Below are 24277 nucleotides of genomic sequence, written 5' to 3'. Positions count from 1 at the left end.
GCGTGCTGGTTGGTCGCGAGGACGAGCTGGCGACGCTCGGCGGTCTGGTCCAGGACGCGGCGGCGGGACGCTCCGGCGTGCTGTGCCTGCACGGGCCCGCGGGGGTCGGCAAGACGATGCTGCTGCAGCAGGCGGCGGCCCAGGCGGGCGGCACGGTGCTGCACGCGCGCGGCGTCGAGTCCGAGGCGCACCTCGCGTTCGCCGCGCTCGCCGAGATGCTCGGGCCGGTGCTCGACCTGCGCGACGGGCTGCCCGCGGCGCAGGCCCGGGCGCTGGGGTCCGCGCTCGCGCTCGAGGAGGCCGCGCCCGCGGCGCCGTTCGCGGTCGCCTCCGCGGTGCTCGGGCTGCTCGCCGCCGCCGCGGAGGACCGCGGACCGGTCGTCGTGGTCGTCGACGACCTCCAGTGGGTCGACGAGGCGAGCCGCTCCGCCGTCCTGTTCGCCGCCCGCCGGCTGGACGCGGACCCGGTCGCCGTGCTGCTCGGGGTCCGGGACGAGGAGGGCCTCGACGTCGCGGCGCTCGACGTCCCCGCCCTCGCCCTCGGCGGCCTCGACGCGGACGCCGGGGTCGCGCTGCTCACCGCCGCCCACCCGGGACTCGCCGACGCGGTCGCCCGCCGCCTGGTGGCCGACACCGGCGGCAACCCGCTCGCGCTCGTGGAGATCCCGGCCCTGCTCAGCGCCGCCCAGCGCGGTGGCGAGGAGCCGCTGCCCGCTCAGCTGCCGATCGGCCGCGGACTCGAGCGCGCCTACGGTCGCCGCGTCGGCGCGCTCGACCCGCCGGCCCGGGAGGCGCTGCTGCTGCTCGCCGCCGCCCAGCCCGGCGACGACGCCGCCGGGCTCGCGCGGCATCTCGTCGGCGACGGTGCGCTCACGGCGGCCGAGCGCGCCGGCCTGCTCGTGCTCGACGCGTCGGGGGCGACGTTCCGCCATCCGCTCGTGCGCTCCGCGGTGCTCGCCGCCGCGGAGCCCGCGGCGCTGCGCGCCGTGCACGGGCAGCTCGCCGACCAGCCGGGCGCCTCCCCCGACGGGCGCGCCTGGCACCGCGCGGCCGCGGCGATCGGCCCCGACGCGGACGTCGCGGCCGCGCTGCGCGACGTCGGGGTGCGCGCCCAGACGGCCGGTGCGTTCGTCGACGCCGCCGCCGCGTTCGCGCGCGCCGCCGATCTCACCGCCGCGCCAGACGACCGGGCCCGCCTGCTGCTGGAGGCCGCCGCGGCCGCGCTCGTCGGCGGGCGGCCCGCGCTCGGCCGCGAGCTCCTCGTCCGCTGCGAGCAGGTCGCCCGAGACCCGCTCGTCGGCGTCGACCTGCGCGCGCTGCGGGCCCGGGTCGACTCCCGCTCCGGGCAGCCCGAGGCGGGGGCGGACGGGCTCGTCGCCGAGGCGCAGGCCCTCCCCGACGATCCGCTGCGTGCCGGGGCGTTCCTGCTCGAGGCCGCGGCGATCGACATGGCCAACGGGCGGATGCGCCGGATGGTCCAGCGCGCCACGCGCGCCCGTGACCTCGCGGCGCCGGTGGCCCCACCGGTCGCGGCGCTCGCCGAGGTCCTGATCGCGGAGGCGCGCATGGCGCTCGGCGAGAGCGCGGAGGCCGACGCGGTCCTCGACGCCGCGCACGAGCAGCTGCTCGCCTACCAGCCGGGCACCGGCCCGCCGGAGATCGTCGCGATGGCCGCCCAGTCCGCGACCTGGGTCGAGCGGTTCGACCGCGCCGAGGCGCTCGCGACGCGGCTCGTCGCCGTCCTGCGCGAGGCCGGACTGGTGGCCGAGCTCGTCTACCCCCTCGGGGTCCGCGCGCTCGTGCAGCTGCGCCTGGGGCGGCTCCAGCGGGCGCGGGCCGACGCCACCGAGGCCGTGGAGCTCGGGGACGCGACCGGCTTCGAGACCGCGCTCGGATACCCGCTCGGCGTGCTCGCGGAGGTCGAGGCCCTGCTCGGCGAGGACGACCGCTGCCGGGCACACGCGACGCGCTGCGCGGCCCTGGCCGAGAGCATGAGCGCCGCGTCGATCGCCGTCTACGGCCACGCGGCCCTGTGCCTGCTCGAGCTCGGCCGCGGCCACCCCGGCGAGGCCGCCGACCACGGACTGGCGGCGGAGCGCGTCGAGGCGCGCACCGACGTGGACGAGTCCGCGATCGTCCGCTACCTGCCGAACCTCGTCGAGGCGCTCTGGCGCAGCGGCGACGAGCCCGGGGCCGCCCGGCGTCTCGCGGTGCTCGAGCGCCACGCGCAGCGTCCCGGCCACACCTGGGCGGCCGGCGCCGCGCTCCGTCTGCGCGGCGTGCTCGGCCCCGACGAGGAGGTCGACGACTGGTTCGCCCGCGCCCTCGAGCAGCACGACCCGGCCGAGCGGCCGTTCGAGGCGGCGCGGACCCGCTTGCTCCTCGGGGAGCGGCTGCGGCGCGCGCGCCGACCGGCCGACGCCCGCCGGCCGCTGCGCACGGCCGTCGCGGCGTTCGAGCGGCTCGGGGCCGCGCCGTGGGCGGAGCGGGCCCGGGTCGAGCTCCGGGCCGCGGGCGGTCCGGCGGCGAGCGCGGGCGGACCGGCCGCCGCCGGGGCGCCCGGGGTGGAGGAGCTGACCCCGCAGGAGCTGCAGGTCGCGCTGCTCGCCGCGCAGGGCCAGACCAACCGAGAGATCGGCGCCGGGCTCTTCCTCAGCCCCAAGACCGTCGAGCACCACCTCTCCCGGACGTTCCGCAAGCTCGGCATCCGCCGTCGGGCCGAGCTCTCGGGCGCGCTGCCGCCGACCTGAGCGGGCCGGCGTCCGCGGTCAGCGGCGGCGCAGCGCGCGCGGCGGGTCCTGGTCGTCGGCCAGCAGCTCCGAGGCGAGCATCCGCAGGATCCGGATGCGCTGGTGCGGCTGCTGCGCGAACGCGTACTCGTACGCGTCCCCGGGGCCGGCGATGCCCAGCGAGGCGCGCCGCTCGGGCGAGGCGAGCTCGTCGAGCAGCCGTCCCAGGAGGTAGCCGTCGAGGTCCTCGGGCTCGGGCTCGCGCAGCTCCGCGCGTGCCGCGCCGGGCGCGCCGCCGGCGCGCAGCGCCGCGTCGCGCGCGGGCGTGCGGGCCGCCCGGTCCGGCGACGCCGCGTCCCAGTCGCGCTGGTCCTCGCCGTCGTCCTTCGCGCGCTTGGCGGCCCAGCGCGCCTCGTCGAGCTGGCGCGACTGCTCGTCGTAGTCCTTGGGCTTCGGCGGCACGTACCCGACGCCGAGCTTCAGCGAGCCGCCGCTGATCTTCCCCTCGGCGTGCTGCTCGACGAGGTCGGCCGCCTCGTCGGGGGAGACGTCCCCGCGCGAGATCCCGCGCCGCACGATTTCCGCGGCGGTGAACGACAGGTCCCCCCTGCTCGACCCGCTCGACGATCGACTCCGGCAGGTCGAGCATCCGCAGCGCCTGACGCGTCCACGCCAGCGGCGCGCCGACCATCCGGGACACGTCCGCCGCGGTCAGCGACTCGTCCTCCGCCATGATCGCCCGCGCCGCCCGCGCGAACTGCACGGGCTCGGGCTTGCGCTGGTGGAAGTTCTCGGCGAACTGCATCGTCAGCGCCTCGCGCCGCGAGATGTCGGTCACGACCGTGAAGCGCCAGTCCTCGCGCACGCCCTCGGCCTGGTCGAGCAGCTGCATCGCGGCGAAGCGGCGGCGGCCCGCGAGCAGCTCGTAGGGCTTGTCGTCGTCCCCGGTGGCGCGGACGAGCGGCGGGTGCAGCAGGCCGCTCTCCTTGATCGACACGGCGAGGTCGTGGATGTCGGGCAGCGTCCCGACGCGCATGTTCACCATCGTGCGGACCTGGCGCAGCGCCGCGGTCACGAGCGTGTGCGGGCGGTCCGCGAGATCGGTGAGCGGCGCCTTGCGGAGGTCCTCGGTCCGTGACTCGCGCTCGCGGCGGTCGCGTTCCTCCTGCAGCTGCGCGACGTCCTGCTCGGCTTCCTGAAGCTGGTCTACCTGGCCCATGAGGTGGTGGATGGAAGCAGGTCCGTGCGATACTCGCGCCCATGCGCGACCACCTTCGCCACCGCAAGCGCTGACCTGACCGCGGCGTGACGCCGCTGGCCCGTCGCCTGTACGCGTACGCGTTCCTGGGCGACTTCGTGCTGCTGTACCCGCTGTACGCCCTGCTGTTCGAGGACCACGGGCTGTCGACGGCGGAGATCTCCTCGCTGCTGGCGATCTGGTCGGTCACCGGGTTCGTGCTCGAGGTGCCGTCGGGCGTCTGGGCGGACGTCGTGTCCCGGCGGCGGCTGCTGACGCTCGCGCCGCTGCTGAGCGGCGCGGCGTTCGGGCTCTGGGTCGCGGCGCCCTCCTACCCGGTGTTCGCGCTGGGCTTCGTGCTCTGGGGGGCGCAAGGGGCGCTGCAGTCCGGGGCGCTCGAGGCGCTCGTGCACGACGAGCTCGAGCGGCAGGGGCACGCCGACCGCTACGCCGAGCTGCTCGGTCGCGCGACCGCGTGCGGCACCGTCGCCAGCGCGACCGCGATCGGTCTCGCGGCGCCCGCGTTCGCGCTCGGCGGGTTCGGGCTCGTCGGCGCCGGAAGCGTGCTGGCCTGCGGGCTGGCGGCCGCCGTCGGCGCGACGTTCCCGGAGCACCGCACGGCCCCGGCGCAGCGCGACCCGGAGGCCGGGCTCGCCGCCTACGGGACGGTCCTGCGGGACGGGCTCGCCGAGCTGCGCAGCTCCCCCGCGGTCCGCGCGGCGCTGCCCGCGATCCCGGCGGTCGCCGCCGTCTGGGGGTCGCTGGACGAGTACCTGCCGCTGCTGGCGGTCGGCACCGGGGTGGGAGAGGGGACGGTCCCGCTGCTCGGGCTGCTCGTCTACGCGGCCATGGCGCTCGGAGGCGTCGGCGCAACGCGGGCGGCGGCGTGCTCGGGGCGCGCCCGCGCGCTGCTCGTGCTGGTCGCCGCCGCGGCGCTCGCGGCGGGGGCGCTCGCGCGCGTCCCCGCCGGGTTCGTGCTCGTGGCGCTGGCGTTCGCGGTCTTCCAGGCGGTCACTGTCGCGGTCGACGCGCGGCTGCAGGAGGCGATCGAGGGGGAGGCCCGCTCGACGGTCACGTCGGTCGCGAGCCTCGCGACCGAGGTCGTCGTGCTCGCGGTCTTCGGGGCCTACGCGCTCGGGTCGCTCGTCGCCGACGACGCCGTGCTGTTCGCGGTGCTCGCCGCGACGTACGTGCCCGTCGCGTGGCTGCTGGCCCGGCCGGATCGGACCGGCTGACCGGGTCGACCCGACATCCGGTCGAGCGACTTGCAGTCGCAGTTGTGCCGGATGTAGGTTCCGTGACATGGGAGGGGGAACTACCGTCGTGCGCTCCGTGATCGACGTCCGCGTGCACTCACGAGCCTGGTGGTCGCCCGCCCAGCTCCTCGCGTTCTCCTGACGCCGCCCCTCGTCCGAGGAGGCGGACCGCAGCCGGTCCGCGATCACCGCGCCGTCGCCCACCGCGCCGTCGCTCGTCGTTCCTGTCGGCCGCCCCTGCGGCGTCCCGGCGCACACCACACAACCCACCCCTGGAGGGACCTTGCGCATCCCACTCGCGTCGCGAGCGGCAGTGGTCGTCATCTCGACGACCGCGACCCTCGCCGTCGCCGGCCCCGCGTCAGCGGTCACGTTCACCGTCGACGACGACAAGGCCGACTGCCCCGCGGCCGGTTACACCTCGGTGCAGGACGCCATCGACGCCGCCGGCGTCGGTGACACCGTCATCGTCTGCCCCGGCGCCTACGCCGAGGGCGCCGGCACCCCCGGCAGCAACGGCCTCACGATCACGAAGAGCATGACCCTCAAGGGGGCCGGCGCCGACCTCGTGACGATCACGCCGAAGAAGCTCGCCCCGGGCTCGTCGATCGCCGACAGCACGCTCAACATCCGCAATGGCATCGGCGACCTCGTCGCCGTCGTCGGCGGCTCGTTCCGCAACCCGATCAACGTCGCGATCAGCGGCATCACCGTGTCCGGCGGCGGTGTCGCCAGCGAGGCGGGCATCGTCTACATCGACGCGACCGGCTCGATCACCCGCTCCGCGGTCACCAACGTGACGACGGGCGAGCGCCGCTTCGCCTTCGAGCAGCCCGGCGGTTACCGCTCCGGCACGCCCGGCTACGGCATCGCGATCGTCACGAACGACACCGCGGCCAACGGGTTCAGCTCCACGAACCCCCGTACCGTGCGGATCGAGAGCACGCGCGTGGACCGCTACAACCGCATCGGCGTCCTCGTCGACGGCGCCGAAAGCGACACCGTCCCGCTGGTCTCCTCCGGCGTCCGTCCGCGCGCGGAGATCGTCGCGTCGGAGATCGTCGGGCGCAACGAGTGCGTCAACTACGAGGCCGACGGCTTCTGCGGCTCGGGGAGCACCCAGCCGGTCGGCGAGCTCACCGACGGGCCGCTGTTCGGCCAGGACGGCGTCCGCGTCAACGCCGGGGCGACCACCACGATCAGCAGCTCGCTGCTGTCCCAGAACCGCGTCAACGGCACCGGCGCCCCCGTTCGCAACAGCGCGACGAACAACGCCAACCTCAGCCTCGGATCGGGCATCCGCCTGCAGAACGCGGTCGCCTCGACGATCACCACGTCGAACATCGTCGACAACGCCTACGGCGCCTACAACGTGCTCGCCGACGGCATGTCGGCGGCGACCGTGCCGCTCGTGGCGACGAACCTCTGGTGGGGTCTGCGCTACACCGCGACCACCAACCCGGGTCCGGCCGTGTCGCCGACCACCAACCCGGACATCCCGGAGAACCCGGTCAACGGCGTCGCCTCGGCGAACGGGTCCACGACCGTGACCTTCTCGCCGTTCCGCAACGGCGCGCAGATCTCGCCGACCGCGGGCGAGTACCCGATCGCCAGCGCCCCGCTGCCGATCTCCGACGCCGCACCGACCGCGTCGCTGACCGGCCCGGCGTCCGTGCAGCCCGGGCAGGCCGTGCCGCTGACCGCGGTCGCCGACGACGACATCGGCGTCAAGAAGGTCACCTTCTACGCCGGGGCCACGGTCCTGGGCAGCGCCTCGGTGCCGCCGTACACGCAGACGGCCAACGTGCCCGCGGGAGCGGCGTGCGGTTCGGGCGCGACGCGCAGCTACGGCGTCGTCGTCGAGGACTCGCTCGGGCAGACCACCGCCGCGAGCACCACGGTCGCGATCGCCTGCCCGACGCCGACCCCCGAGCCGACCCCGACCCCGACGACGCCGGCCCCCGAGCCGACGCCGACCCCGACGGCCCCGGCCCCGCCGGCCCCGGCGCCGGTCCAGGCCGCGTCGCCGACGATCGAGCTGCCGATCGATCTGCCGACGCAGCTCGGTGACCAGGGACGCACGCTGCGCTTCCGGCCCGTCGCGGCGGCCGGTGTCCGCACCGTCACCGTGTTCCTGGGCACCCGGCAGATCTGCGTGGTCTCCGCGGAGCCCTGGACCTGCAAGGTGACGCCGAAGATCGGCGAGGTCGGCATGCAGACGCTGCGTGCCGTCGTCACCGACGCCTCCGGCGCGACCGCCGAGGTCTCCCGTCCGCTGCGCGTGCGGAAGTTCGAGCCGCGCAAGCTGTCGGTCGCCGTCGGCACCCGCCGCCTCAGCGGTGGCCGGGTCCGCAAGACCGTCACCCTGACGCTGCGGCGTCCGCTCGGCACCACCGCCGCGCAGGCCTGCTCGTCGGGGACCGTCACGCTCGTCGTGCGCCGGGGAGGCAGGACGCTCTCCAACCGCAAGGTGAAGCTCGACCGCGCGACCTGCACGGTCCGCCGGTCCGTCGTCACGCGTCGCTCCGGCCGCGCGTTCACGGTGTCCGCCCGCTTCGGCGGATCCACCGTCCTGTCCGAGATCACCGCGACCCGGAGGTTCTCCTGATGCTCCGCCGCAGGCTCCTCGCCGCCGCGCTCTCCGCGGCCGCGATCATCGGGGCGGGCATGCCCGCCGCCGCCAACGCCCAGGCCGACCCGGCCCAGTGCACCCCTGACCTGCAGTACGACTCGAACATCCCGTCCTGGGACCAGTACTACGGTGACGGGCACAACCCGGCGGCGAAGCTGCCGTTCGGCACGGGCGGCACCGGCCGCGTCGAGGGCAAGAACCAGTCGGCCGTCGTGCTCGAGTACTTCGACGCGGTCATGGCCGCGGTGAACACGGGCGCCGGCACCGCCAGCGGCCAGCCGAGCCCCACCGTGCGGATGAAGAAGTACCCGCTCGGCCGCTCGGTTCTCAACCGCGAGCTGGCGTTCTACGTCCTCTCGACCCCCGACAACGTCGCCAACCTCGACGAGGGGCGCCAGGACGGGCCGTTCTGGGCCGGCGTCCGCGCGGGCACGATCAGCGAGGCCGAGGGTCTCGCCGCGGTCCGCAACCGGCCCGCGCTCGCGTGGGTCACGGCGACCCCGCACGGCAACGAGCCGGCGGCCGCCGAGGCGATCGTGCGGCAGCTCTACGAGCTGGTGACGCGCAAGGACTGCGCCAACCAGCGCCGGCTGAAGAACCTCGACCTGTTCCTCATGCCGGTCCGCAACCCGGACGGCCGGGACAACGACCAGCGCACGAGCGCCTGGGCGTTCGACCACAACCGCGACTTCGGGACGCGGCAGCAGAGCGAGAACCGGTCGTTCATCCCGCAGATGAACAAGTACCCGGGCCTGTTCTTCATCGACGCGCACCAGCAGTCCTCGGGCTACTTCTTCCCGCCCAACGAGGACCCGGTCCACCACGAGCTGTCGGACTTCACGCTCGACACGATCCAGAACACGATCGGACCGGCGCTGCAGCAGAAGTTCAACGACCAGTCCGGGCAGTACCAGAACTACAACTCCTACGACATGTTCACGCCGGAGTACGGCGACTCCGTGCCCTCCCTGATCATGGGCGCGGCCGGCATGACCTACGAGAAGGGCGTGAGCGAGGCCTACGGCAAGCAGGCCTACGACCACTACCTCGCCATCGACGAGACGATCAACGTCGTCTCCGACCAGAAGGTCCGGCTGCTCACCAAGTGGGTGGAGCAGTGGCAGGAGGCGATCGACCAGGGAGCGGCCTGCAACCTGCAGCCCAACAAGCTGGTCAGCCCCCTGCACGACGTCATCACCCAGCAGCCCAGCCACCCGGTCTGCGGCTACTTCTTCCGGGCCGACGAGCACTCCGGTGACGTCGCGAAGCTCATCAAGGAGCTCCTGGAGGTCGGCGTGCACGTGTACAAGCTCGACTCGGCGGTCAACGCGACCGGCGTGCGCGAGTTCGGCAAGCCCGCCACGACGAAGACGCTGCCCGCCGGGACCTTCTGGATCCCGATGGCGCAGTCGCAGAAGCACTGGATCCAGGCCGTCCTGGGCGAGGACCCGTTCATCGCGTTCCCGTACTTCTACGACGTGGTGACCTGGTCGTACCCGCTGCAGCGCGGGCTCGCCGGCAGCGGCTTCCTCGTCGAGAACCTGCCGGTGGGGGTCACGACGACGGAGATCACCGCCCCGGCGCTCGGCACCACCCCGGCGCCCGACGCGGCGGTCTACGCGTTCGACACGGACTCGATGGCGGGCCTCGGCCTCGTCGTCGACCTGCTCGACCGCGGCGCCACCGTGTACCGGTCGGGCTCCGCGTTCACCGCGGCGGGTCGCTCGTTCGCGACCGGCGCGGCGCTCGTGGACGGCGCGACCGTCCGCACGGCGGGGATCGACCTGGCCGCGCTGTCGGCGGCCCGCGAGACCCCGATCGCCGGGCTGGCCTCCTACCCGGTGGCCCGGTACCTGATCGCCAAGCCGAAGATCGGCCTGTTCACGGGCGGCACCACGGTGCCGAGCAACCCGCTGCAGCCCGGCACCGGCACCGGCCAGTGCACCTCGACGTCGTTCTGCGAGGCGCTCTTCACGCTCACGCAGAAGGACAAGCTGCCCGCGTCGGCGATCGTCCCCATCACGACGACGCAGCTCGCGGCCGGTGAGCTGGTGACCGGCCAGTACACCGCGTTCATCAACCCGGGCAGCACGATCGCCGCCGGGGCGGGAGCGTCGGCCCTGCAGGCGTTCGTCAACGGCGGCGGGCGCTACGTGGGCTCCAACGCGGGCGGGGTCACCTCCGCGCGCAACGCGGGCATCACCCAGCTGAACACGGTCAACCTGTCGCCGACGATCACGACGCCGGGCACCGAGTACAGCGCCGAGTACACGACCGCCAGCCCGGTCGGCTGGGGCTTCGATCGCGGGGGCTTCATCTACCGCGACGCGAGCAGCAACCCGGTGTTCGACCCGGCCACGGTCGGGACTGGCACGGTCGTCGCCGCCTACGGCACCCGGGCCTTCGGGTACCAGGTGAACTCGCTGGGGGCCGGGAAGCTCGACGGGCGCCCGGCGGTCGTCGAGCAGCGGCTCGGCAGCGGCCGCGCGACGCTGCTGGGGTTCAACCCGTTCTTCCGGGCCTGGAAGGACCAGGACGAGCGGCTCGTGCTCAACGCGGTGCTCGCACCCTCGGGTGACCCGATCGCCCCGGCAGCCGTCCGGACGCCGGACCCGGCCAAGGGCCAGACGAGCGCGACGGCGGAGTCCGCACCGCCGGCGGCCGAGTCGCTCGCGAAGGCGGAGCTGCCGAAGGTCGCGTCGCGGCCGGTGGTGGCGTCCACGACCACGCAGAAGGACGTGCGGATCACGGTCCGCCGGTCGGAGCTCGGCAAGCTCCGCACCGCCGTCAAGCGGGCGAAGCTCTCCAAGGCCCTGCGCAGCAAGGTCCGGTGGGCGACGACGAAGAAGCAGGCGACGTTCATCGCCAAGAACGCCCGCCTCAGCGACGACCACGACCGCAACTACTGGACGAGTCGGGTCATGGGACAGCTCAAGTCCCTGAAGGTCAAGCCGCTGCAGGCGCAGCTGTAGGCCCGGGCACGCGCGCCCGTTCGTCACGGCCGGTCGGGGGCTGGGTCCCCGGCCGGCCGAGGCGCGTCAGCGGCCGGGGATCGGCTCGCCGGCCCGCGCGGCCCGCAGGCGCTCGAGCCCGGCGGGCAGCTCGCTGGTCCCGGGGCCGACCATCATCCCCGGGCCCTCGAGGGGTGTGAGGTCGAGCGCGTTGAGCGGCTCGCCGCAGCAGGTGCACCGCAGCTCCACGCCGGTGATGCCGCCGCAGGTCTCGTGCCGGACCTCGACGGTCGGCTTGCCGGGGAGGGACCAGCGGTCGCCCCAGGCCTTCATCGCGAGGAGGATCGCGCCGAGGTCGGCGCCCTTCTCGGTGAGGAAGTAGTCGTGGCGCGGCGGCTTCTCGGAGTACGCCTGCCGCTTCAGCACCCCGGCCTCGACGAGGCCGTTGAGCCGCTCGGTGAGGACCTTGCGTGAGATGCCGAGGTTGCGCTGGATCTCATCGAACCGGGTGAGCCCGAACGCGATGTCGCGCAGGATCAGCGGCGTCCACCACTCGCCGATCACCTCGAGCGTCTGGGCGATCGGGCACATGAACTCCTCGAACGACGTTCGCTGCATCAGTCAAGTGTAGCGACTCAGTTCCTTCAAGAAACTTACATGCTACGGTGCCGCACCATGCTTCGGAAGATCGCGGACATCACCTGGCGACGCCCCCGGCTCGTCCTCGCCGTCGTGGCCCTGTTCGCCGTCGGCGCCGGGGCCTTCGGGTATGACGTCGAGCATCACCTGAAGGCCGCCGGCTTCACCGACTCGAGCTCGGAGTCCGAGCGGGCGACGTCGACGCTGCGCGACGCGCTCGGCTACGACGCCACCCCCGGGATCGTCGCGCTCGTGCGCGCACCGGGCGGCGGCGCGCTCGACACGACCGCGCCTTCGGTGCGCGCCGAGGTGGCGCGGATCGCGCAGCGGCTGCGGCGGGTCGAGCACGTCGGCCGTGTCGTGAACCCCCTGGCCGAGCCGCGGGCGGCCGGCGGTCTGGGCATCGCGCGAGACGGCCGCTCCCTCGTGGTCACCGCCTTCCTCTCCACGCAGGACGTCGAGGACGTCGGCGGCATCGCGGCGACGGACGCCAGGCGGACGGTGCGCTCGGACACGCTGGACGTCTCGTTCGCAGGCTTCGCCCCCGGGTTCGACGAGGTCAACGACCAGACCCGCAAGGACCTCACGAACGCGGAGTTGATCGCGTTCCCGGCCCTCACCGTCCTGCTGCTGCTCGTCTTCCGTGGCGTGGTCGCCGCGCTGATCCCGCTGCTGATCGGCGTCCTCTCGATTGTCGGCACGTTCCTGTTCCTGCGGATCATGTCGTCGCTCGTGGACACGTCGTTGTTCGCGCTGAACATCGGGACCGCGCTCAGCCTCGGCCTCGCGGTCGACTACGCGCTGCTGCTCGTCTCCCGCTACCGCGAGGAGGTCGAGCGACACGGCCACGGCGAGGTGGCCCACCGCGCGACCGTCGTGCACGCCGGGCGCGGCGTGATCTTCTCGGGCTTCACGGTCGCCGCCGCGATGGCTGCGCTGCTCGTGATGCCCCAGCGGTTCCTCTACTCGGTGGGCGCCGCGGGCGTCGCCGTCGGCGTGCTCAGCGCCGTCATCGCGATCCTCGTGGTGCCGTCGCTGCTCGCGCTCCTGGGTGCGCGGCTGGATGCGCTCACACTGCGTCGCGGAGCGCCGCCGGTGTCGGCGACGTCGGGTGGCTGGTATCGGCTGGCGCGCGGCGTGATGCGCCGGCCGGTCCTGGTCGCGCTCGTGAGCGGCGGCCTGCTGCTCGCCGCGGCGGCGCCCATGGCCGGGGTGGACTTCACCGGGCCGAGCGCCAAGGCGGTCCCGCCCGGTCAGCCGTCCTACGAGCCGGGCGAGTACCTCACCGCCAACTACCCGCGCGAGGTCACCGAGGCGATCACGGTCACGGTCCGGGGGAGGCGACCGACGCGGACCTCGCCGGGTTCGCCGGGCGACTGCGGTCGGTCGAGGGCATCGCGCGCGCGACGCCGTTCACCCGCGCCTCGCCGGACGTCGCATTCGCGACGCTGTCAGCGCGGGATGCCGCGCTCGATGGAGGTGCCCAGGACGCCGTGCGCGCGATCCGCGACCTTGCGCCACCGGGGGCGGCGGACGTGCTCGTCGCGGGCAACACAGCGCGGTTCATCGACCAGAAGGCGAGCCTCGTCGAGAACGCGCCCTACGTCGTCGCGATCATCGTGGTCGGGACGACGATGCTGCTGTTCCTCCTGACGGGCTCCGTGATCCTGCCGTTGAAGACCCTGCTGATGAACGCGCTCACGCTGTCGGCGACGCTCGGGATCCTGGTCCTCGCGTTCCAGCACGGATGGCTGTCGTGGGCGCTCGACTACCCCGGGCCGGACGCCGTCGAGGTCACCAGCCTCGTCTTCCTGTTCGCCGTCACGTTCGCACTCGCGACCGACTACGCCGTCCTCGTGCTCGCGCGGATCAAGGAGCAGCACGAGCTCGGACTGACGAACGAGGAGGCCGTCGCGATCGGCATCGGGCGGACGGGACGGATCATCAGCGCGGCTGCGGTGATGATCGCCGTGGTCTTCCTCGCCTTCGCCGTGAGCCCGGTGTTCTTCATGAAGCAGATCGCGGTCGGCATGGCGGTCGGGGTGATCATCGACACGACCATCGTCCGCGCGCTCCTCGTGCCCGCGCTCATGCGGCTGTTCGGAGAACGCAACTGGTGGGCGCCCCGACCCCTGGCGGCGCTCCACCGTCGTGTGGGGATCAGTGAGGCCTAGGGCTCAGGAGCGGCGCAGCGTCCGGATCGTGGTCCGGTCGCCGAAGCTGCCCCGCTCCACCGACCGCAGCACGATCGTCCGACCGCTGCCCGGCACCTTCGCGCGGACGGTCCGCGTCGCGCCGGCCCGGATCGCGTAGCGCGTCGTCGCTCCGGTCCGGCCGCCCGCCCTCGCACTGAGGCGGCCCGCGCAGCCCTGGGCGTGCCCTTCGGGCACGACAGCCGCAGGGTCAGGGTTCCGCGTGAGAGCTTGGGGGATCGCGGGCCGAACCGCACGTGCCCGTACTCGCGCAGGGCCCCGCGGTCGAAGGACTCGCAGGTGTTGCGTCCCTCGTCGTACTCGTCGCGCAGATCGGCGGTCGCCGCGTCGGTCCCCGTGCCGCAGTCGATGCGGTCCCGGGTCCCGTCGCGGCCGAAGATCAGGTCGTCGCCGCCGCGGCCGTCGACGAGGTCCTCGCCCGCCTCCCCGTTGATGTCGTCCCCCAGCGCCGAGCCGTACAGCTCGTCGTTGCCCGGGCCGCCCAGCAGGACGTCTGCCAGTCGGATCCGCACGTTCAGCTGCACGGCCGGGAACGTCACGACGCGCGGAGGCTGCGCAGCGGGCCCCGGGGAGGTCGGCGCCTTGGAGGGCGGCACCGTGGTGAAGCAGCACGCGGCCCGCGAGGCCATCCGCGGGTTGGCGGCATCGGGGTCGAACAGCCGGTGGGCCTCGGGGTCGCCGAAGATCTTGTCCGGCCCGTCACGGCCCTCGAGGCGGTCGATGCCGCTGGTGCCGACGAGCGTGTCGCCGTTGGCCGAACCGATCGCCACCGCGAAGCTCGAGATCGTGTCCTGCGCGTTGACCTGCCTGGGGGCGTTGCGCTTCAGCGTCGGGCGGGTGCCGTCGAGAAAGACGATCGCGCTGTGCACGCCACGGCTGTAGTCGATCGTGTCGGTGCCGTCGCCGCCCTCGTAGCGGTCGTTGCCGCCACCGCCGAACACGTAGTCGTTCCCCGGGCCGGCGATCACCGAGTCGTTCCCGCCGCGCGTCTCGACGGTGTCGTTGCCGGGCCCGAGGTCGACGGCGTCGAAGCTGCTGCCGGTCCGGACGTCGTCGTCTCCCGGCCCGGCGGTGATGAACGTGTCGCCCGTCTCCACGACGTAGCCGCCACCCTCGAACACGTCGTCTCCGTCGCCGAGGTCGGCCGTCAGGACGTAGTTCGCTCCGGTGCCGATCGGCAGGACGCAGACGACGACCGACGCCGAAGCGCCGGTCTGGCAGCCCCCGCCGGGAGTGGGCGTCGTCCCCGCGTCGGTGACCCGGATCTCGAGCCCGGCGGCGCGCGCCTCGCTCTCGAAGCTGATGCGGTTGGTCTCGCCGGCGCCCGCGGTGATCCGCATGCCGGTCCCCGCGTCGTACGACACGGTCGCGGCGCCCGCCGGGGCGGTGGAGCCCAGCACCGCGAGCAGCAGGAGGGCGGCGAGGTGGTGGCGTCGAGCGGGCATGGTCCCTCGGGAGCTGGTGGGGTGGTGGTCGAGGACGCGTGCGCGGACCCGATCACGGGAGAAGATACGCTCGGACGATGCTCGGAGCGATCGTCCTCGGCTTCGTCGCCGGCTACCTCGGCCGCGCGTTCACCCCGGGAAGCCAGGTGTCCGGGTGCCTGCCGACGACGGCGCTGGGCATCGTCGGATCCCTGGTCGGCTACTTCCTCTTCACCGAGGTGCTCGGCGTGGGGGACACGGAGACGCTCGACCTCGGCGGTCTTCCGGGTGCGGTGATCGGGACGGCGCTCGTGCTGATCGTGCTGCGCACGGCCGGACGCGACTGACCCGTCCGGCGCGCCCGGCGCCGACGCGCCGAACCATCGGCGAACAGCGGCGTTCGCCGGTCCGCTACGCTGCCGCGCCATGGCGAAGAAGTCCGTCTCCGGCAAGCAGTGCCTGATCACCGGCGCCGCGAGCGGCATCGGCCGGGCCACGGCGATCGCGACCGCCAAGCGCGGCGGGATCCTGTTCCTGACCGACGTCCAGGGCGACCGGCTCGACGAGGTCGTCGCGGAGATCCGCGCGGCCGGCGGCACCGTCGCCTTCGCGCAGGCCGCGGACATCGCCGACCACGACGCGGTCGTCGCGATGGCCGCGGCGATCCATGCGGAGCACGGCGCGATGGACGTCGTGATGAACGTCGCGGGCATCTCGATCTGGGGCAGCGTCGAGACGCTCACCCACGAGCAGTGGCGGCGCGTGATCGACATCGACCTGATGGGTCCGATCCACGTGATCGAGACGTTCGTGCCGCCGATGATCGCCGCCGGCCGGGGCGGCCACCTCGTCAACGTCTCCTCGGCGGCCGGGCTGCTGGGGCTGCCCTGGCACGCCGCCTACAGCGCCGCGAAGTTCGGGCTGCGCGGGGTCTCCGAGGTCCTGCGCTTCGACCTGCGACGCCACGGCATCGGCGTGAGCCTCGTCGTGCCGGGCGGCGTCGACACGCCGCTGGTCCAGACGGTCGAGATCGCCGGGATCGACCGGGAGAACCCCGCGATCCAGAAGATGGTCGGCCGCTTCCGCCGCCACGCGCGGACGCTGGAGCAGGTCGCCGAGAGCATCCTCGTCGGGATCGAGAAGGACCGCTACCTCGTCCACACCTCGCCCGACATCCGCCTCGGGTACCTCGCCCAGCGCGTCTTCCCGCCCGGCTACGCGCTCGCGATGCGGCTGCTCAACGACCAGTTCGTGCGCATCACCCGGCAGGCCCGGCAGGGCTAGTCGGTCGGCGCCGCCGCGTAGGCCGCCAGCAGCAGCCGCAGCGCCTCGCGCAGCGCCTGCGCGTCGCCCTGCGGGCCGGCGCCCCGGACCACGCGGTGCAGCGCGAACCCGTCGACGAGCGCGACGAACGCCCGGGCGGCCTCGTCGGCGCGAGCGACGCCGGCGGCGGCGAGCGCGGCGCGGACGGGGGCCTGGAACGCGTCGAGCACCGCGATCAGGTCGGCGCGCAGCTCCGGGCGTCGCGACGCCTCCACGTACGCCTCGAACTGCGCGACGAGCTCCGTCTCGGGGACCGCGAGCAGCAGCGCGACGAACGCGTCGATCGCGGCGTCCGGGGCGAGGTCGTGCTCGACCATCGCGGCGGTCGCGGCCTCGAGCCGGGTGATCGAGCGCGCCGCGAACGTCCGCAGGGCCTCCAGCAGCAGCTCGTCGATCGAGCCGAAGAAGTAGCTCGTCGTCGACAGCGGCACGCCCGCGCGCGCGGCGACGAGCCGATGCGTGGTGGCGCCGACGCCGCGCTCCGCGACGACCTCGAGTGCGGCGGCCAGGAGCGCGTCCCGGCGCTCGAGGGTGGAGGCGCGGTGGGCGGGGCGCGGGCTCGGCATGCACCTCCAGCGTACCCGGAAGTTTGGACATCTGTCCGGACTTCCCCTATGCTGGACATATGTCCGAACTTCTGGAGGGTGGGACGGCGGGGCTCGCGGACCGGGCGGCCGCGCTCGCTGCCGGCGACGTGACGTCCCGCGAGCTCGTGCAGCGCTCGCTCGACGCGATCGACGGGGTCGGCGCGCAGCTCGGCGCGTTCCGCCGCGTCCGTCACGAGGCCGCGCTCGCCGAGGCCGACGCGGCCGACGCCGCGCTCGCCCGCGGGGAACGCGCGCCGCTGCTCGGCGTCCCGATCGCGGTGAAGGACGACACCGACGTCGCGGGGGAGACCACCCCGTTCGGCTGCGTCGGCGACTTCCCCGTCGTCGAGCAGGACGCCGAGGTCGTCCGTCGCCTGCGCGTCGCGGGCGCCGTGATCGTCGGCAAGACCACGACCCCCGAGTTCGGTCAGTGGCCGTTCACCGAGGGTCCCGGCTTCGGCGTCACCCGCAACCCCTGGAACACCGATCACACCCCCGGGGGCTCCAGCGGCGGGTCGGCCGCCGCCGTGGCCGCCGGGCTCGTGCCCGCTGCACTCGGGTCCGACGGCGCCGGCTCGGTCCGCATCCCCGCCGCGTGGACGGGTCTCGTCGGCGTGAAGCCCCAGCGCGGCCGCGTCTCCACCTGGCCCGACGCGGAGGCGTTCAACGGCCTCACGTGCAACGGGCCGCTGGCGCGGACGGTGCAGGACGCCGCGCTGCTGCTCGACGCCGCGACCGGCAACCACCCGCGCGAGCGCCACCGCCCGCCCGCGCCGGCGGAGTCGTTCGCCGCCGCGGCCGCGCGCGAGCCCGGGCGGCTGCGGATCGCGCTCTCCACCGCCGTGCCGTTCAGCGGGCCGCCCGCCCGGCTCGATCCCCGCGTGCGCGAGCAGGTGGAGCGGCTCGGCGCGGTGCTCGAGGGGCTCGGCCACGAGGTCACGCCGGCCGACCCGCGCTACGGGCTCGTCGGCCTGAGCTTCGTCCCGCGCTCGACCGCGGGCGTGCGCGAGTGGGCGGGGCGCGTGCCCGACCCGGCGCGGCTGGACCACCGCACGCGCGAGAACGCGCGCACCGGCGCGCTGCTCGGCGGTCCGCTGCTGTGGCTCGCCCGCCGCGCCGAGGCGCTGCTGCGGCTCCAGCTCGGCGCCGTGTTCCGCGCGCACGACGTGGTCCTCGCCCCGACGACCGCGCAGCCGCCCCCCGCGATCGGGGCCATCGACGGGCTCAGCAACTGGCAGACCGACAAGCGCATGATCGCCGCGTGCCCGTACTCGTGGCCGTGGAACGTCGTCGGCTGGCCCGGGGTGAACGTCCCGGCCGGGCTCGTCGACGGGCTGCCCATCGGCGCGACGTTGCTCGGGCCGGCGTGCAGCGAGGGCCGGCTGCTCGGTCTCGCCGCCCAGCTGCAGGAGGTCGAGCGCTGGCACGAGCGCCGGCCGCCCGTGTTCGCGGCGGTCTGAGCGACGCGCCGCGCGCGATCGGGATACCGTGGCGCCGTGGCCTCCCCGAACTTCCGCTTCGTCGCCCCGCCCGCCGCACTCGACGGGATCACGCCCGGATGGGCGATCGAGATGCTCCGCGACGGCGAGATCGCGCTCGTCGTGGACGACGGCGGCCTCGCCGCGATCGACGCGACCGCGCACGCGCTCGACCTCGTCACCGTCCAGGTCGTCCGCACGGAGGCCGACCAGGGCGCGCAGGAGCGCACCGTCATCGCGTACGCGACGCGGCTGCCGACGATCTGGTGCGCGCCGTCCTTCACCGACGGGACGAAGGAGTGGGCGCGCAAGCGCGGCCCGATGACGCTGCTCGTCGAGATCGACGGGCCGCTCCCCGAGGAGGAGCGCCGCCGCATCGAGCGGTTCGTCGCCATCCTCGGCCGGCAGAGCGAGTAGCCGCGTGACGCGGCGCCGCCTGCGGATCACGCTCGGCGTCGTCTTCCTGATCGCGTCGCTGCCGAAGTTCCTCGCCTACGGCTGGGAGCTCGACCAGTTCCGCCGCTTCGGCCTGCCCGGCCCCGACGAGGCGTGGGTCATCGCTGCCGGCGTCATCGAGCTGGTCGGTGGCGCGCTGCTCCTCGCGGACCGGTTCGTGCGCCCGGCGTGCGTCGTGCTGGCGGCGACGATGGCCGTCGCGATCGCGACCTCGGGCATCAAGGAGGGCGACGTCGTCCCGTCGCTCACCGTCGCGCCGCTGCTGCTCGCCGGGTGCGTGGTGCTCCTCGCGCGCCGGGGCCGCGCCCGCTGAGTCCGCGGCCGGGGCGTGACGGGGCGGGCCGCCCCGGCTGCGGACCGGCCCGGGCCGGCGAGTGGACCGCAGGACCTTCCCGGAAGGATCAGCGGTCCACACGAGGTCGACGCCCGGCGCTTGTTCTCGCGTGTTCACATCCTGCCGCTACCGTCGTGTCCGTGGACGCCGACGACCAGCGCCGCCCGACGACCCGGCCCGAGGACGAGCGCATGGGACGGCGCGTCTTCCTCGGGATGATGGGGGCGGGCGCGGTCGGCCTGGTCGTCGGCGACGGGGTCCTCAGCGTCGTCGGTCGGGCGTCCCGTCCGCTCACCGACGCGCTCCCGGAGGGCGTCCGGGCCGCGCTGCCCGCACCCGGCGGGGGATGGCGGATCTACACGGTGAACCCGCCGATGCCGCGGTTCGACCCGGCGACGTGGCGCCTGACGATCGACGGGCTCGTGGAGCGGCCCATGACGCTGACGCACGCGCAGCTGCTCGCGCTGCCCCGGGTCGAGCAGACCTCGGACTTCTACTGCGTCACCGGTTGGTCGGTCCTCGGCGTGCGCTGGACCGGCGTGCGCTTCGCCGACCTGCTGGCCGCCGCCCGCCCGCTGCCGCGCGCCACGGCACTGCGCTTCGTGTCCGCCGAACGGCCCTACGTCGACATGCTCACGATGAAGCAGGCGATGGTCGACGACGCGATGCTCGCCTACGGGATGGACGGCCGCCCGATGCCGAGACCCCACGGTGCTCCTGCGCGGGTGGTGATGCCGAAGATGTACGGCTACAAGGGCGTCAAGTGGGTCGAGCGGATCGAGCTCGTCGACCGCGTCGAGCCGGGGTTCTGGGAGCAGCGCGGCTATGACCGCGACCCCTGGCTCAACAGCGAGGACGCGGTGTGAGCCACGCCGCGGTCCCGCTGGTGCGGCGCTTCAGCGGCACCGAGCGGCTCCTGCACTGGACGCACACCGCGGGGTTCCTCGCGATGCTCGGGACGGGGCTCCTGCTCTACGTCCCCGCGTTCAGCGACGTCCTCGGCGGGCGGCCGACCGCGAAGGCCGCGCACCTCGGCGCGTCGATCGCGTGGCTGGTCGCGATGGCGCTGGTCGTGCTGCTCGGCGACCGGCGCGGGCTGCACGTGACGCTGCAGGAGATCGACCGCTTCGACCAGGACGACCGCGACTGGCTGCGCCGCCGGGGCACCCCGCCGGCGCGCTTCAACGCCGGGCAGAAGCTGCACACGGTCGTGCAGGCCGGGTTCGCCGCCCTGTTCGTCGCCAGCGGGACGCTGCTGTGGCTCTCCGAGCGGGTCAACGGCCTGCGCCTGCAGGGAACGATCGTCGTGCACGACGCCGCGATGTTCGGGGCCGTCGCGCTGCTCCTCGGGCACCTCTGGCTCGCGCTCGTCTGGCCGCCGACACGGCACGCGATGCGCGGCATCGTCCGCGGGACGGTCCGCGCGTCCTGGGCCGCGCGGCACCATCCCCGCTGGCGCGCGGCGTCCGCCGAGAGCCCGCGCACCCGCTGGACCGTGCCGCGGTCGGCGTGGCTGGCGAGCGTCCTGATCCTCGTCGTCGGCGGGACCGCGACCGCCTACGTCGTGGACGACTCGCTCGGCGACCGGGCCGGGGAGGAGGTGTCGATCGCCCCGCCCGCAGCGCCGCAGCCCGCGTCGGCCGCGGCCGCGGCGGCGCCGCCGGTCGAGGCCGAGCAGGTCGTGCCGCCGCCCGACCCCGGGGCCGATCCGCTGCAGCTGGCCGCGGAGGCGCAGCAGTTGCAGCAGGACGGTCGGCTCAACGCGGCGATCGAGCGGTACCGGATCGCGCTGCGCGGACTGCCCGGGCGCCCGGACGTCCGGGCCGCCTACGGCATCGCGCTCGTCGACGCTGGCAACGAGGACGAGGGGTTCGCCCAACTACGCCGCGCGACGCGACACACGCCGCGGTACGAGGGCGCCCGGCTGGCCCTGGGCCTGGAGCTGCTCGACGCCGGGCGCGCCGCGGAGGGCCGCGCCCAGCTGCGCCGCTATCTGCGGTCCGCAGCCCCCGGGCCCGGCGCGGACGTCGCGCGCGCCGCGCTCGAGCGCGACGCGCGCTGAGCGTGAGGCGACGGCCGCGCGGATCGCGTCGTACTTCGACAGCCGAGGACGCCGCGCACCGCGAGCATCCAAAGCGCGGTCGACAGGACGGCGACGTGAGCGCGTCGCGGTTCAGCCGAGACCGTGGGAGTGTGGGATCGTGCCTGGCAGATGCCCGTCAGCAAGGACCCCGACGACTACCGCTACGCGCCGCCTGCCGAGCGCACCGCGGCGATCGGTGCGGCCGGCGCCTACCTCCTCGCGGTGATCCTGGCCGCGCCCGCGATCGTCGCCCTCGTCACGCAGGGCCTGTCCGGTGATCTGGCGCTCCCGAGTCTTGCCTCGATCGTCGGCGCGGTGGCGGTGCTGGTCGCGCGGCGCGCGCTCGCGGAACTGCTCGCGCGGCTCGCACGTGCGGAACTGCTCGCGCGCGTCATCGCGCCGCGGCTGCCCGAGCCGTCCAAGGACCCGGACCACTACCGCTGAGGGACGGGTGCCGCGCGGCGCCCCGCCCGGCGCGCTCAGCCGCCGCTGACGCCGAAGATCGCGAGGTGCAGGAAGCCGCCGGCGAGGCCGAGGATGGCGCCGTGGGCGTAGAGCATCCACTCGTCCTCCTTGATGGCGGCGCGCATCATCTCGACGAAGTCCTCGGGGGCAGCTCCTTCGTGCGGGCCTCGATCAGCACGCGGATCTTCTCGGACTGGCGCCGGGAGAACTCCGGGTCGGTGAACGGCTGCATCGTCTTGCCGACCGCGTCCTGGGCGACGGCCGCGCGGATCGCGTCGTACTTCGACGGGCCGAGCGCGACGCGCACCGCGCCCTTGATCGGGCCCGCGGCACCGTCGATCGCCGGGCCCATCGCGTCCGCGAGCATCTTGCGCGTCCGGTCGCCGCGCGGGCCGTTGAGGAGGAAGTCGCCGATGTTCTCGAGCGTGATGACGTCGGCGGCGATGATCCGCGCGTACACCTCGGCGGCCTCGTCCTGGCGGCGCAGGAACAGGCCGTGGATCGTGAACGGACCGATCTTCCGCGGCCGCACCGGCTCGAAGATCAGCGACATGCCGAGCAGGTTCGTGATCCAGCCGACGATCACGCCGAGGATCGGCAGCAGCCACCACTGGTGCAGCGTGTGGTCGAGGATCGCCACCGGGATGCCCAGCAGGAAGCCGAAGTAGAACCCGAAGTTGATCATCAGCTTCAGCTCGCGCTCGCCGATGTCGCGGAAGATCCGGTTGACGACGTCCGGGTGCTTCTCGAAGTGGTCGATGACCATGAGCTTCGGGTCGAGCAGCTGGTCGATGTGCACGCCGATCTCGTCGGTCACCTGCCGCACGATCGACGGCAGCTGCTGCTGCACCCGCGCGTACACCGCCTGCTTGCCGCGCGGCGGCACGTCCGCCCACAGCTGCGGATGCTCGCGGCGCATCGTCTCGTCGACGAGCTCGGGGATCTGCGGGCTGAACATCTGGACGATGTGCTCGGCGATCTTGTCCGGCTCGAGCTGCTGGTAGAACTCGCCCGGCGTCCCGAGCTTCGCGATCGCCTTGTCGACCGCGATCGAGCCCATCTTCGCGGCGCGCATGGGGATGATCCCCTGCCAGCCCAGGCCGCCCTGCGCGATGCCAGGGATCTCCTGCAGCTTGTGCGGCAGGAACTCCGCCAGCGCCCGCATCCCCAGGACCCGGCGGCCGTGGTACTGCACCGGGTTGAACAGCATCAGCACGCCGGACCAGTTGATGATCCAGCCGATCGCGCCCGTGAACACGGGGATGGAGGCGAAGGTGATCCACTCTGACGTCGACACGGTGAGCCGACCCTACACAGCTGTACACGGGCCGTACCATCTGCCGGTGCGCCGCGTCTTCATCACCGAGACACCGGACGTCGGAGCGGTCCCGGGGCGTCGGCTGGCGGTGAAGGACCTGTTCGACACCGCCGGGGTCCGCACGACCTACGGGTCCGCGATCTTCGCCGAGCACGTGCCGACCGTGACCGCCGCCGCCGTGGTCGCGGCGCAGGACGCCGGCTACGTCAGCGTCGGCAAGGCGAACCTCCACGAGTTCGCCTGGGGGATCACCTCCGACACGCCGCACTTCGGGGCCGTGCCCAACCCGCTCGCGCCCGACCGGATCGCGGGCGGCTCCAGCGGCGGCTGCGCCGCGGCGCTCGCGGCCGGGCTCGCCGACGTCGCGCTCGGCACCGACTCCGGCGGCTCGATCCGCATCCCGTCGGCGTGCTGCGGCACCACCGGCTTCAAGCCCACCCACGGCCTCGTGCCGCTCGACGGCTGCTGGCCGCTCGCGCCCAGCTGGGACCACGCCGGCCCGATGGCCCGCGACGTCGCCGGGTGCGAGGCGCTCCTCGCCGCGCTCGTGCCCGGCTACCGGCCGGTCGCGGACGTCGCGCTCGCGGACGTCCGGGCGGCCGTCGCGTGGACCGGGCACGCCGACCCGCTCGTGCGCGCGCGTGTAGAGGACGTCGCGCGGCTGCTCGGGGCGCAGCCGCTGGAGCTGCCGTTCCCCGACGACGCGTACGACCTGTTCGCCGGCGAGGCGGCCGCCGTCCACCGCGAGCTGTTCGCCGCGCACGCCGACCGCTACAGCGAGAACGTCGCCGCGAAGGTCCGCCGAGCCCTGTCGGTCACCCCCGAGGCGATGGCGGCGGACGCGGCCCGCCGCGAGCGCTACCGGGAGCGGACCGCGGCGCTGCTGGCCCCCTACGACGTGCTGCTCACGCCGACGATGGCGATGGTCGCCCCGCCCGCCGCCGCGGGGGAGGCGCCGATCCGCGCCCGCGCGCTGTCGCTCACCTACCCGTTCAACGCCACCGGGGCGCCCGCACTCGCGCTGCCCTGCGGCACGGCCGAGCACGGGCTGCCCGCCTCCGCGCAGCTGGTCGGCGCGCCCGGGACGGACGCGCTCGTCCTCGCGGTCGGCCGGGCGGTCGAGGCCGCGCTGCGGACCGGTCGGTAGGGTCG

Annotated in this window: 20 protein-coding genes and 1 pseudogene; 15 read left to right on the top strand and 6 right to left on the bottom strand. The window is 74.3% G+C overall.

All coding sequences use genetic code 11. The features are described from left to right. Positions 1 to 2 precede the first annotated feature (2 nt). Positions 3 to 2750, top strand: a complete 2748-nt coding sequence (locus GKE82_RS11045; protein ID WP_154733312.1) for a LuxR family transcriptional regulator — start codon at positions 3 to 5, stop codon at positions 2748 to 2750. 18 nt (positions 2751 to 2768) lie between these two features. On the opposite strand, the gene GKE82_RS28350 is transcribed toward GKE82_RS11045, so the two are convergent. Beyond that, positions 2769 to 3305 carry a hypothetical protein gene (locus GKE82_RS28350; RefSeq protein WP_230316147.1) on the bottom strand — a complete coding sequence of 179 codons (537 nt, stop codon included), beginning with the start codon at positions 3303 to 3305 and terminating at the stop codon, positions 2769 to 2771. A gap of 52 nt (positions 3306 to 3357) precedes the next feature. Next, positions 3358 to 3765: pseudogene (locus GKE82_RS31400) on the bottom strand (ParB/RepB/Spo0J family partition protein); the annotation flags it as partial. Between the two features lie 269 nt (positions 3766 to 4034). Here GKE82_RS31400 and GKE82_RS11035 point away from each other — a divergent pair. The 3 genes from GKE82_RS11035 (at position 4035) to GKE82_RS11025 (ending at position 10826) form a co-directional block, all read left to right on the top strand. Then, positions 4035 to 5201: an MFS transporter gene (locus tag GKE82_RS11035; protein ID WP_309233546.1), complete on the top strand. Its 1167-nt coding sequence runs from the start codon at positions 4035 to 4037 to the stop codon at positions 5199 to 5201. Between the two features lie 334 nt (positions 5202 to 5535). Then, positions 5536 to 7830, top strand: a complete 2295-nt coding sequence (locus GKE82_RS30725; protein WP_196189163.1) for an Ig-like domain-containing protein — start codon at positions 5536 to 5538, stop codon at positions 7828 to 7830. Further along, the gene (locus GKE82_RS11025) at positions 7830 to 10826 is read left to right on the top strand and encodes a M14 family zinc carboxypeptidase (RefSeq protein WP_154733311.1); all 2997 of its coding nucleotides are present in this window, start codon (positions 7830 to 7832) and stop codon (positions 10824 to 10826) included. Before GKE82_RS30725 ends, GKE82_RS11025 begins: the two co-directional genes overlap by 1 nt. 66 nt (positions 10827 to 10892) lie before the next feature. On the opposite strand, the gene GKE82_RS11020 is transcribed toward GKE82_RS11025, so the two are convergent. Then, on the bottom strand, positions 10893 to 11423 hold the full coding sequence (locus GKE82_RS11020; protein WP_154733310.1) for a helix-turn-helix domain-containing protein: 531 nt from the start codon (positions 11421 to 11423) through the stop codon (positions 10893 to 10895). 57 nt (positions 11424 to 11480) lie between these two features. On the opposite strand from GKE82_RS11020, the gene GKE82_RS11015 reads away from it, so the two are divergent. Together GKE82_RS11015 and GKE82_RS27005 are read left to right on the top strand one after the other, a co-directional pair. Continuing rightward, on the top strand, positions 11481 to 13097 hold the full coding sequence (locus GKE82_RS11015) for an MMPL family transporter (protein WP_196189162.1): 1617 nt from the start codon (positions 11481 to 11483) through the stop codon (positions 13095 to 13097). Further along, positions 12980 to 13618 carry an MMPL family transporter gene (locus GKE82_RS27005; RefSeq protein ID WP_375336993.1) on the top strand — a complete coding sequence of 213 codons (639 nt, stop codon included), beginning with the start codon at positions 12980 to 12982 and terminating at the stop codon, positions 13616 to 13618. Before GKE82_RS11015 ends, GKE82_RS27005 begins: the two co-directional genes overlap by 118 nt. On the opposite strand, the gene GKE82_RS11005 is transcribed toward GKE82_RS27005, so the two are convergent. Then, entirely contained in the window at positions 13615 to 15102 is a 1488-nt protein-coding gene (locus GKE82_RS11005) for a calcium-binding protein (RefSeq protein WP_154733307.1), read from the bottom strand. The two genes, GKE82_RS27005 and GKE82_RS11005, sit on opposite strands and share 4 nt — an antisense overlap. Positions 15103 to 15179: 77 nt before the next feature. Between GKE82_RS11005 and GKE82_RS11000 the strand changes: the two genes are divergently transcribed. Next, positions 15180 to 15428: a GlsB/YeaQ/YmgE family stress response membrane protein gene (locus GKE82_RS11000; RefSeq protein WP_154733306.1), complete on the top strand. Its 249-nt coding sequence runs from the start codon at positions 15180 to 15182 to the stop codon at positions 15426 to 15428. A 79-nt stretch (positions 15429 to 15507) separates the two neighbouring features. Next, a complete protein-coding gene (locus GKE82_RS10995; RefSeq protein WP_154733305.1) occupies positions 15508 to 16365 on the top strand; it encodes an SDR family oxidoreductase in 858 nt (285 codons plus the stop codon). Here GKE82_RS10995 and GKE82_RS10990 read toward each other — a convergent pair. Next, positions 16362 to 16970 carry a TetR/AcrR family transcriptional regulator gene (locus GKE82_RS10990; protein WP_107566980.1) on the bottom strand — a complete coding sequence of 203 codons (609 nt, stop codon included), beginning with the start codon at positions 16968 to 16970 and terminating at the stop codon, positions 16362 to 16364. The two genes, GKE82_RS10995 and GKE82_RS10990, sit on opposite strands and share 4 nt — an antisense overlap. Positions 16971 to 17029: 59 nt before the next feature. Here GKE82_RS10990 and GKE82_RS10985 point away from each other — a divergent pair, with 59 nt between their 5' ends. From GKE82_RS10985 to GKE82_RS10960, 6 genes are all read left to right on the top strand, one after another. Beyond that, positions 17030 to 18451 (top strand): amidase, encoded by a 1422-nt coding sequence (locus GKE82_RS10985; protein WP_154733304.1) that lies wholly within the window; start codon positions 17030 to 17032, stop codon positions 18449 to 18451. 36 nt (positions 18452 to 18487) lie between these two features. Then, positions 18488 to 18886: a hypothetical protein gene (locus GKE82_RS10980; protein ID WP_107566978.1), complete on the top strand. Its 399-nt coding sequence runs from the start codon at positions 18488 to 18490 to the stop codon at positions 18884 to 18886. Between the two features lie 4 nt (positions 18887 to 18890). Next, positions 18891 to 19238, top strand: coding sequence for a DoxX family protein (locus GKE82_RS10975; RefSeq protein ID WP_154733303.1), 348 nt, complete (start codon positions 18891 to 18893; stop codon positions 19236 to 19238). A 161-nt stretch (positions 19239 to 19399) separates the two neighbouring features. After that, entirely contained in the window at positions 19400 to 20125 is a 726-nt protein-coding gene (locus GKE82_RS10970; protein WP_154733302.1) for a molybdopterin-dependent oxidoreductase, read from the top strand. Continuing rightward, positions 20122 to 21321 (top strand): cytochrome b/b6 domain-containing protein, encoded by a 1200-nt coding sequence (locus GKE82_RS10965; protein ID WP_154733301.1) that lies wholly within the window; start codon positions 20122 to 20124, stop codon positions 21319 to 21321. The genes GKE82_RS10970 and GKE82_RS10965 overlap by 4 nt, the downstream gene beginning before the upstream one ends. A gap of 150 nt (positions 21322 to 21471) precedes the next feature. Then, a complete protein-coding gene (locus GKE82_RS10960; RefSeq protein WP_154733300.1) occupies positions 21472 to 21786 on the top strand; it encodes a hypothetical protein in 315 nt (104 codons plus the stop codon). Positions 21787 to 21931: 145 nt separating this feature from the next. Here GKE82_RS10960 and GKE82_RS10955 read toward each other — a convergent pair whose 3' ends face one another. Continuing rightward, positions 21932 to 23104, bottom strand: coding sequence for a hypothetical protein (locus GKE82_RS10955; RefSeq protein ID WP_196189161.1), 1173 nt, complete (start codon positions 23102 to 23104; stop codon positions 21932 to 21934). Between the two features lie 46 nt (positions 23105 to 23150). Between GKE82_RS10955 and GKE82_RS10950 the strand changes: the two genes are divergently transcribed. Next, positions 23151 to 24272: an amidase gene (locus GKE82_RS10950; RefSeq protein ID WP_196189160.1), complete on the top strand. Its 1122-nt coding sequence runs from the start codon at positions 23151 to 23153 to the stop codon at positions 24270 to 24272. Positions 24273 to 24277: the final 5 nt, after the last annotated feature.

Source organism: Conexibacter sp. W3-3-2, from assembly GCF_009707605.1.
Classification (GTDB): domain Bacteria; phylum Actinomycetota; class Thermoleophilia; order Solirubrobacterales; family Solirubrobacteraceae; genus Paraconexibacter; species Paraconexibacter algicola.
Note: the sequence above shows the minus strand (reverse complement) of the source record. Positions and strands in the feature narration are given on the sequence as shown.

Excerpts from the sequence above, each read along its gene's own strand:
- GKE82_RS11000 (WP_154733306.1), top strand. The coding sequence starts at position 15,180 with ATGCTCGGAGCGATCGTCCTCGGCTTCGTCGCCGGCTACCTCGGCCGC.
- GKE82_RS10990 (WP_107566980.1), bottom strand. The coding sequence starts at position 16,970 with ATGCCGAGCCCGCGCCCCGCCCACCGCGCCTCCACCCTCGAGCGCCGG.
- GKE82_RS11025 (WP_154733311.1), top strand. The coding sequence starts at position 7,830 with ATGCTCCGCCGCAGGCTCCTCGCCGCCGCGCTCTCCGCGGCCGCGATC.
- GKE82_RS11020 (WP_154733310.1), bottom strand. The coding sequence starts at position 11,423 with ATGCAGCGAACGTCGTTCGAGGAGTTCATGTGCCCGATCGCCCAGACG.
- GKE82_RS10985 (WP_154733304.1), top strand. The coding sequence starts at position 17,030 with ATGTCCGAACTTCTGGAGGGTGGGACGGCGGGGCTCGCGGACCGGGCG.
- GKE82_RS11015 (WP_196189162.1), top strand. The coding sequence starts at position 11,481 with ATGCTTCGGAAGATCGCGGACATCACCTGGCGACGCCCCCGGCTCGTC.
- GKE82_RS10960 (WP_154733300.1), top strand. The coding sequence starts at position 21,472 with ATGCCCGTCAGCAAGGACCCCGACGACTACCGCTACGCGCCGCCTGCC.
- GKE82_RS11005 (WP_154733307.1), bottom strand. The coding sequence starts at position 15,102 with ATGCCCGCTCGACGCCACCACCTCGCCGCCCTCCTGCTGCTCGCGGTG.
- GKE82_RS10995 (WP_154733305.1), top strand. The coding sequence starts at position 15,508 with ATGGCGAAGAAGTCCGTCTCCGGCAAGCAGTGCCTGATCACCGGCGCC.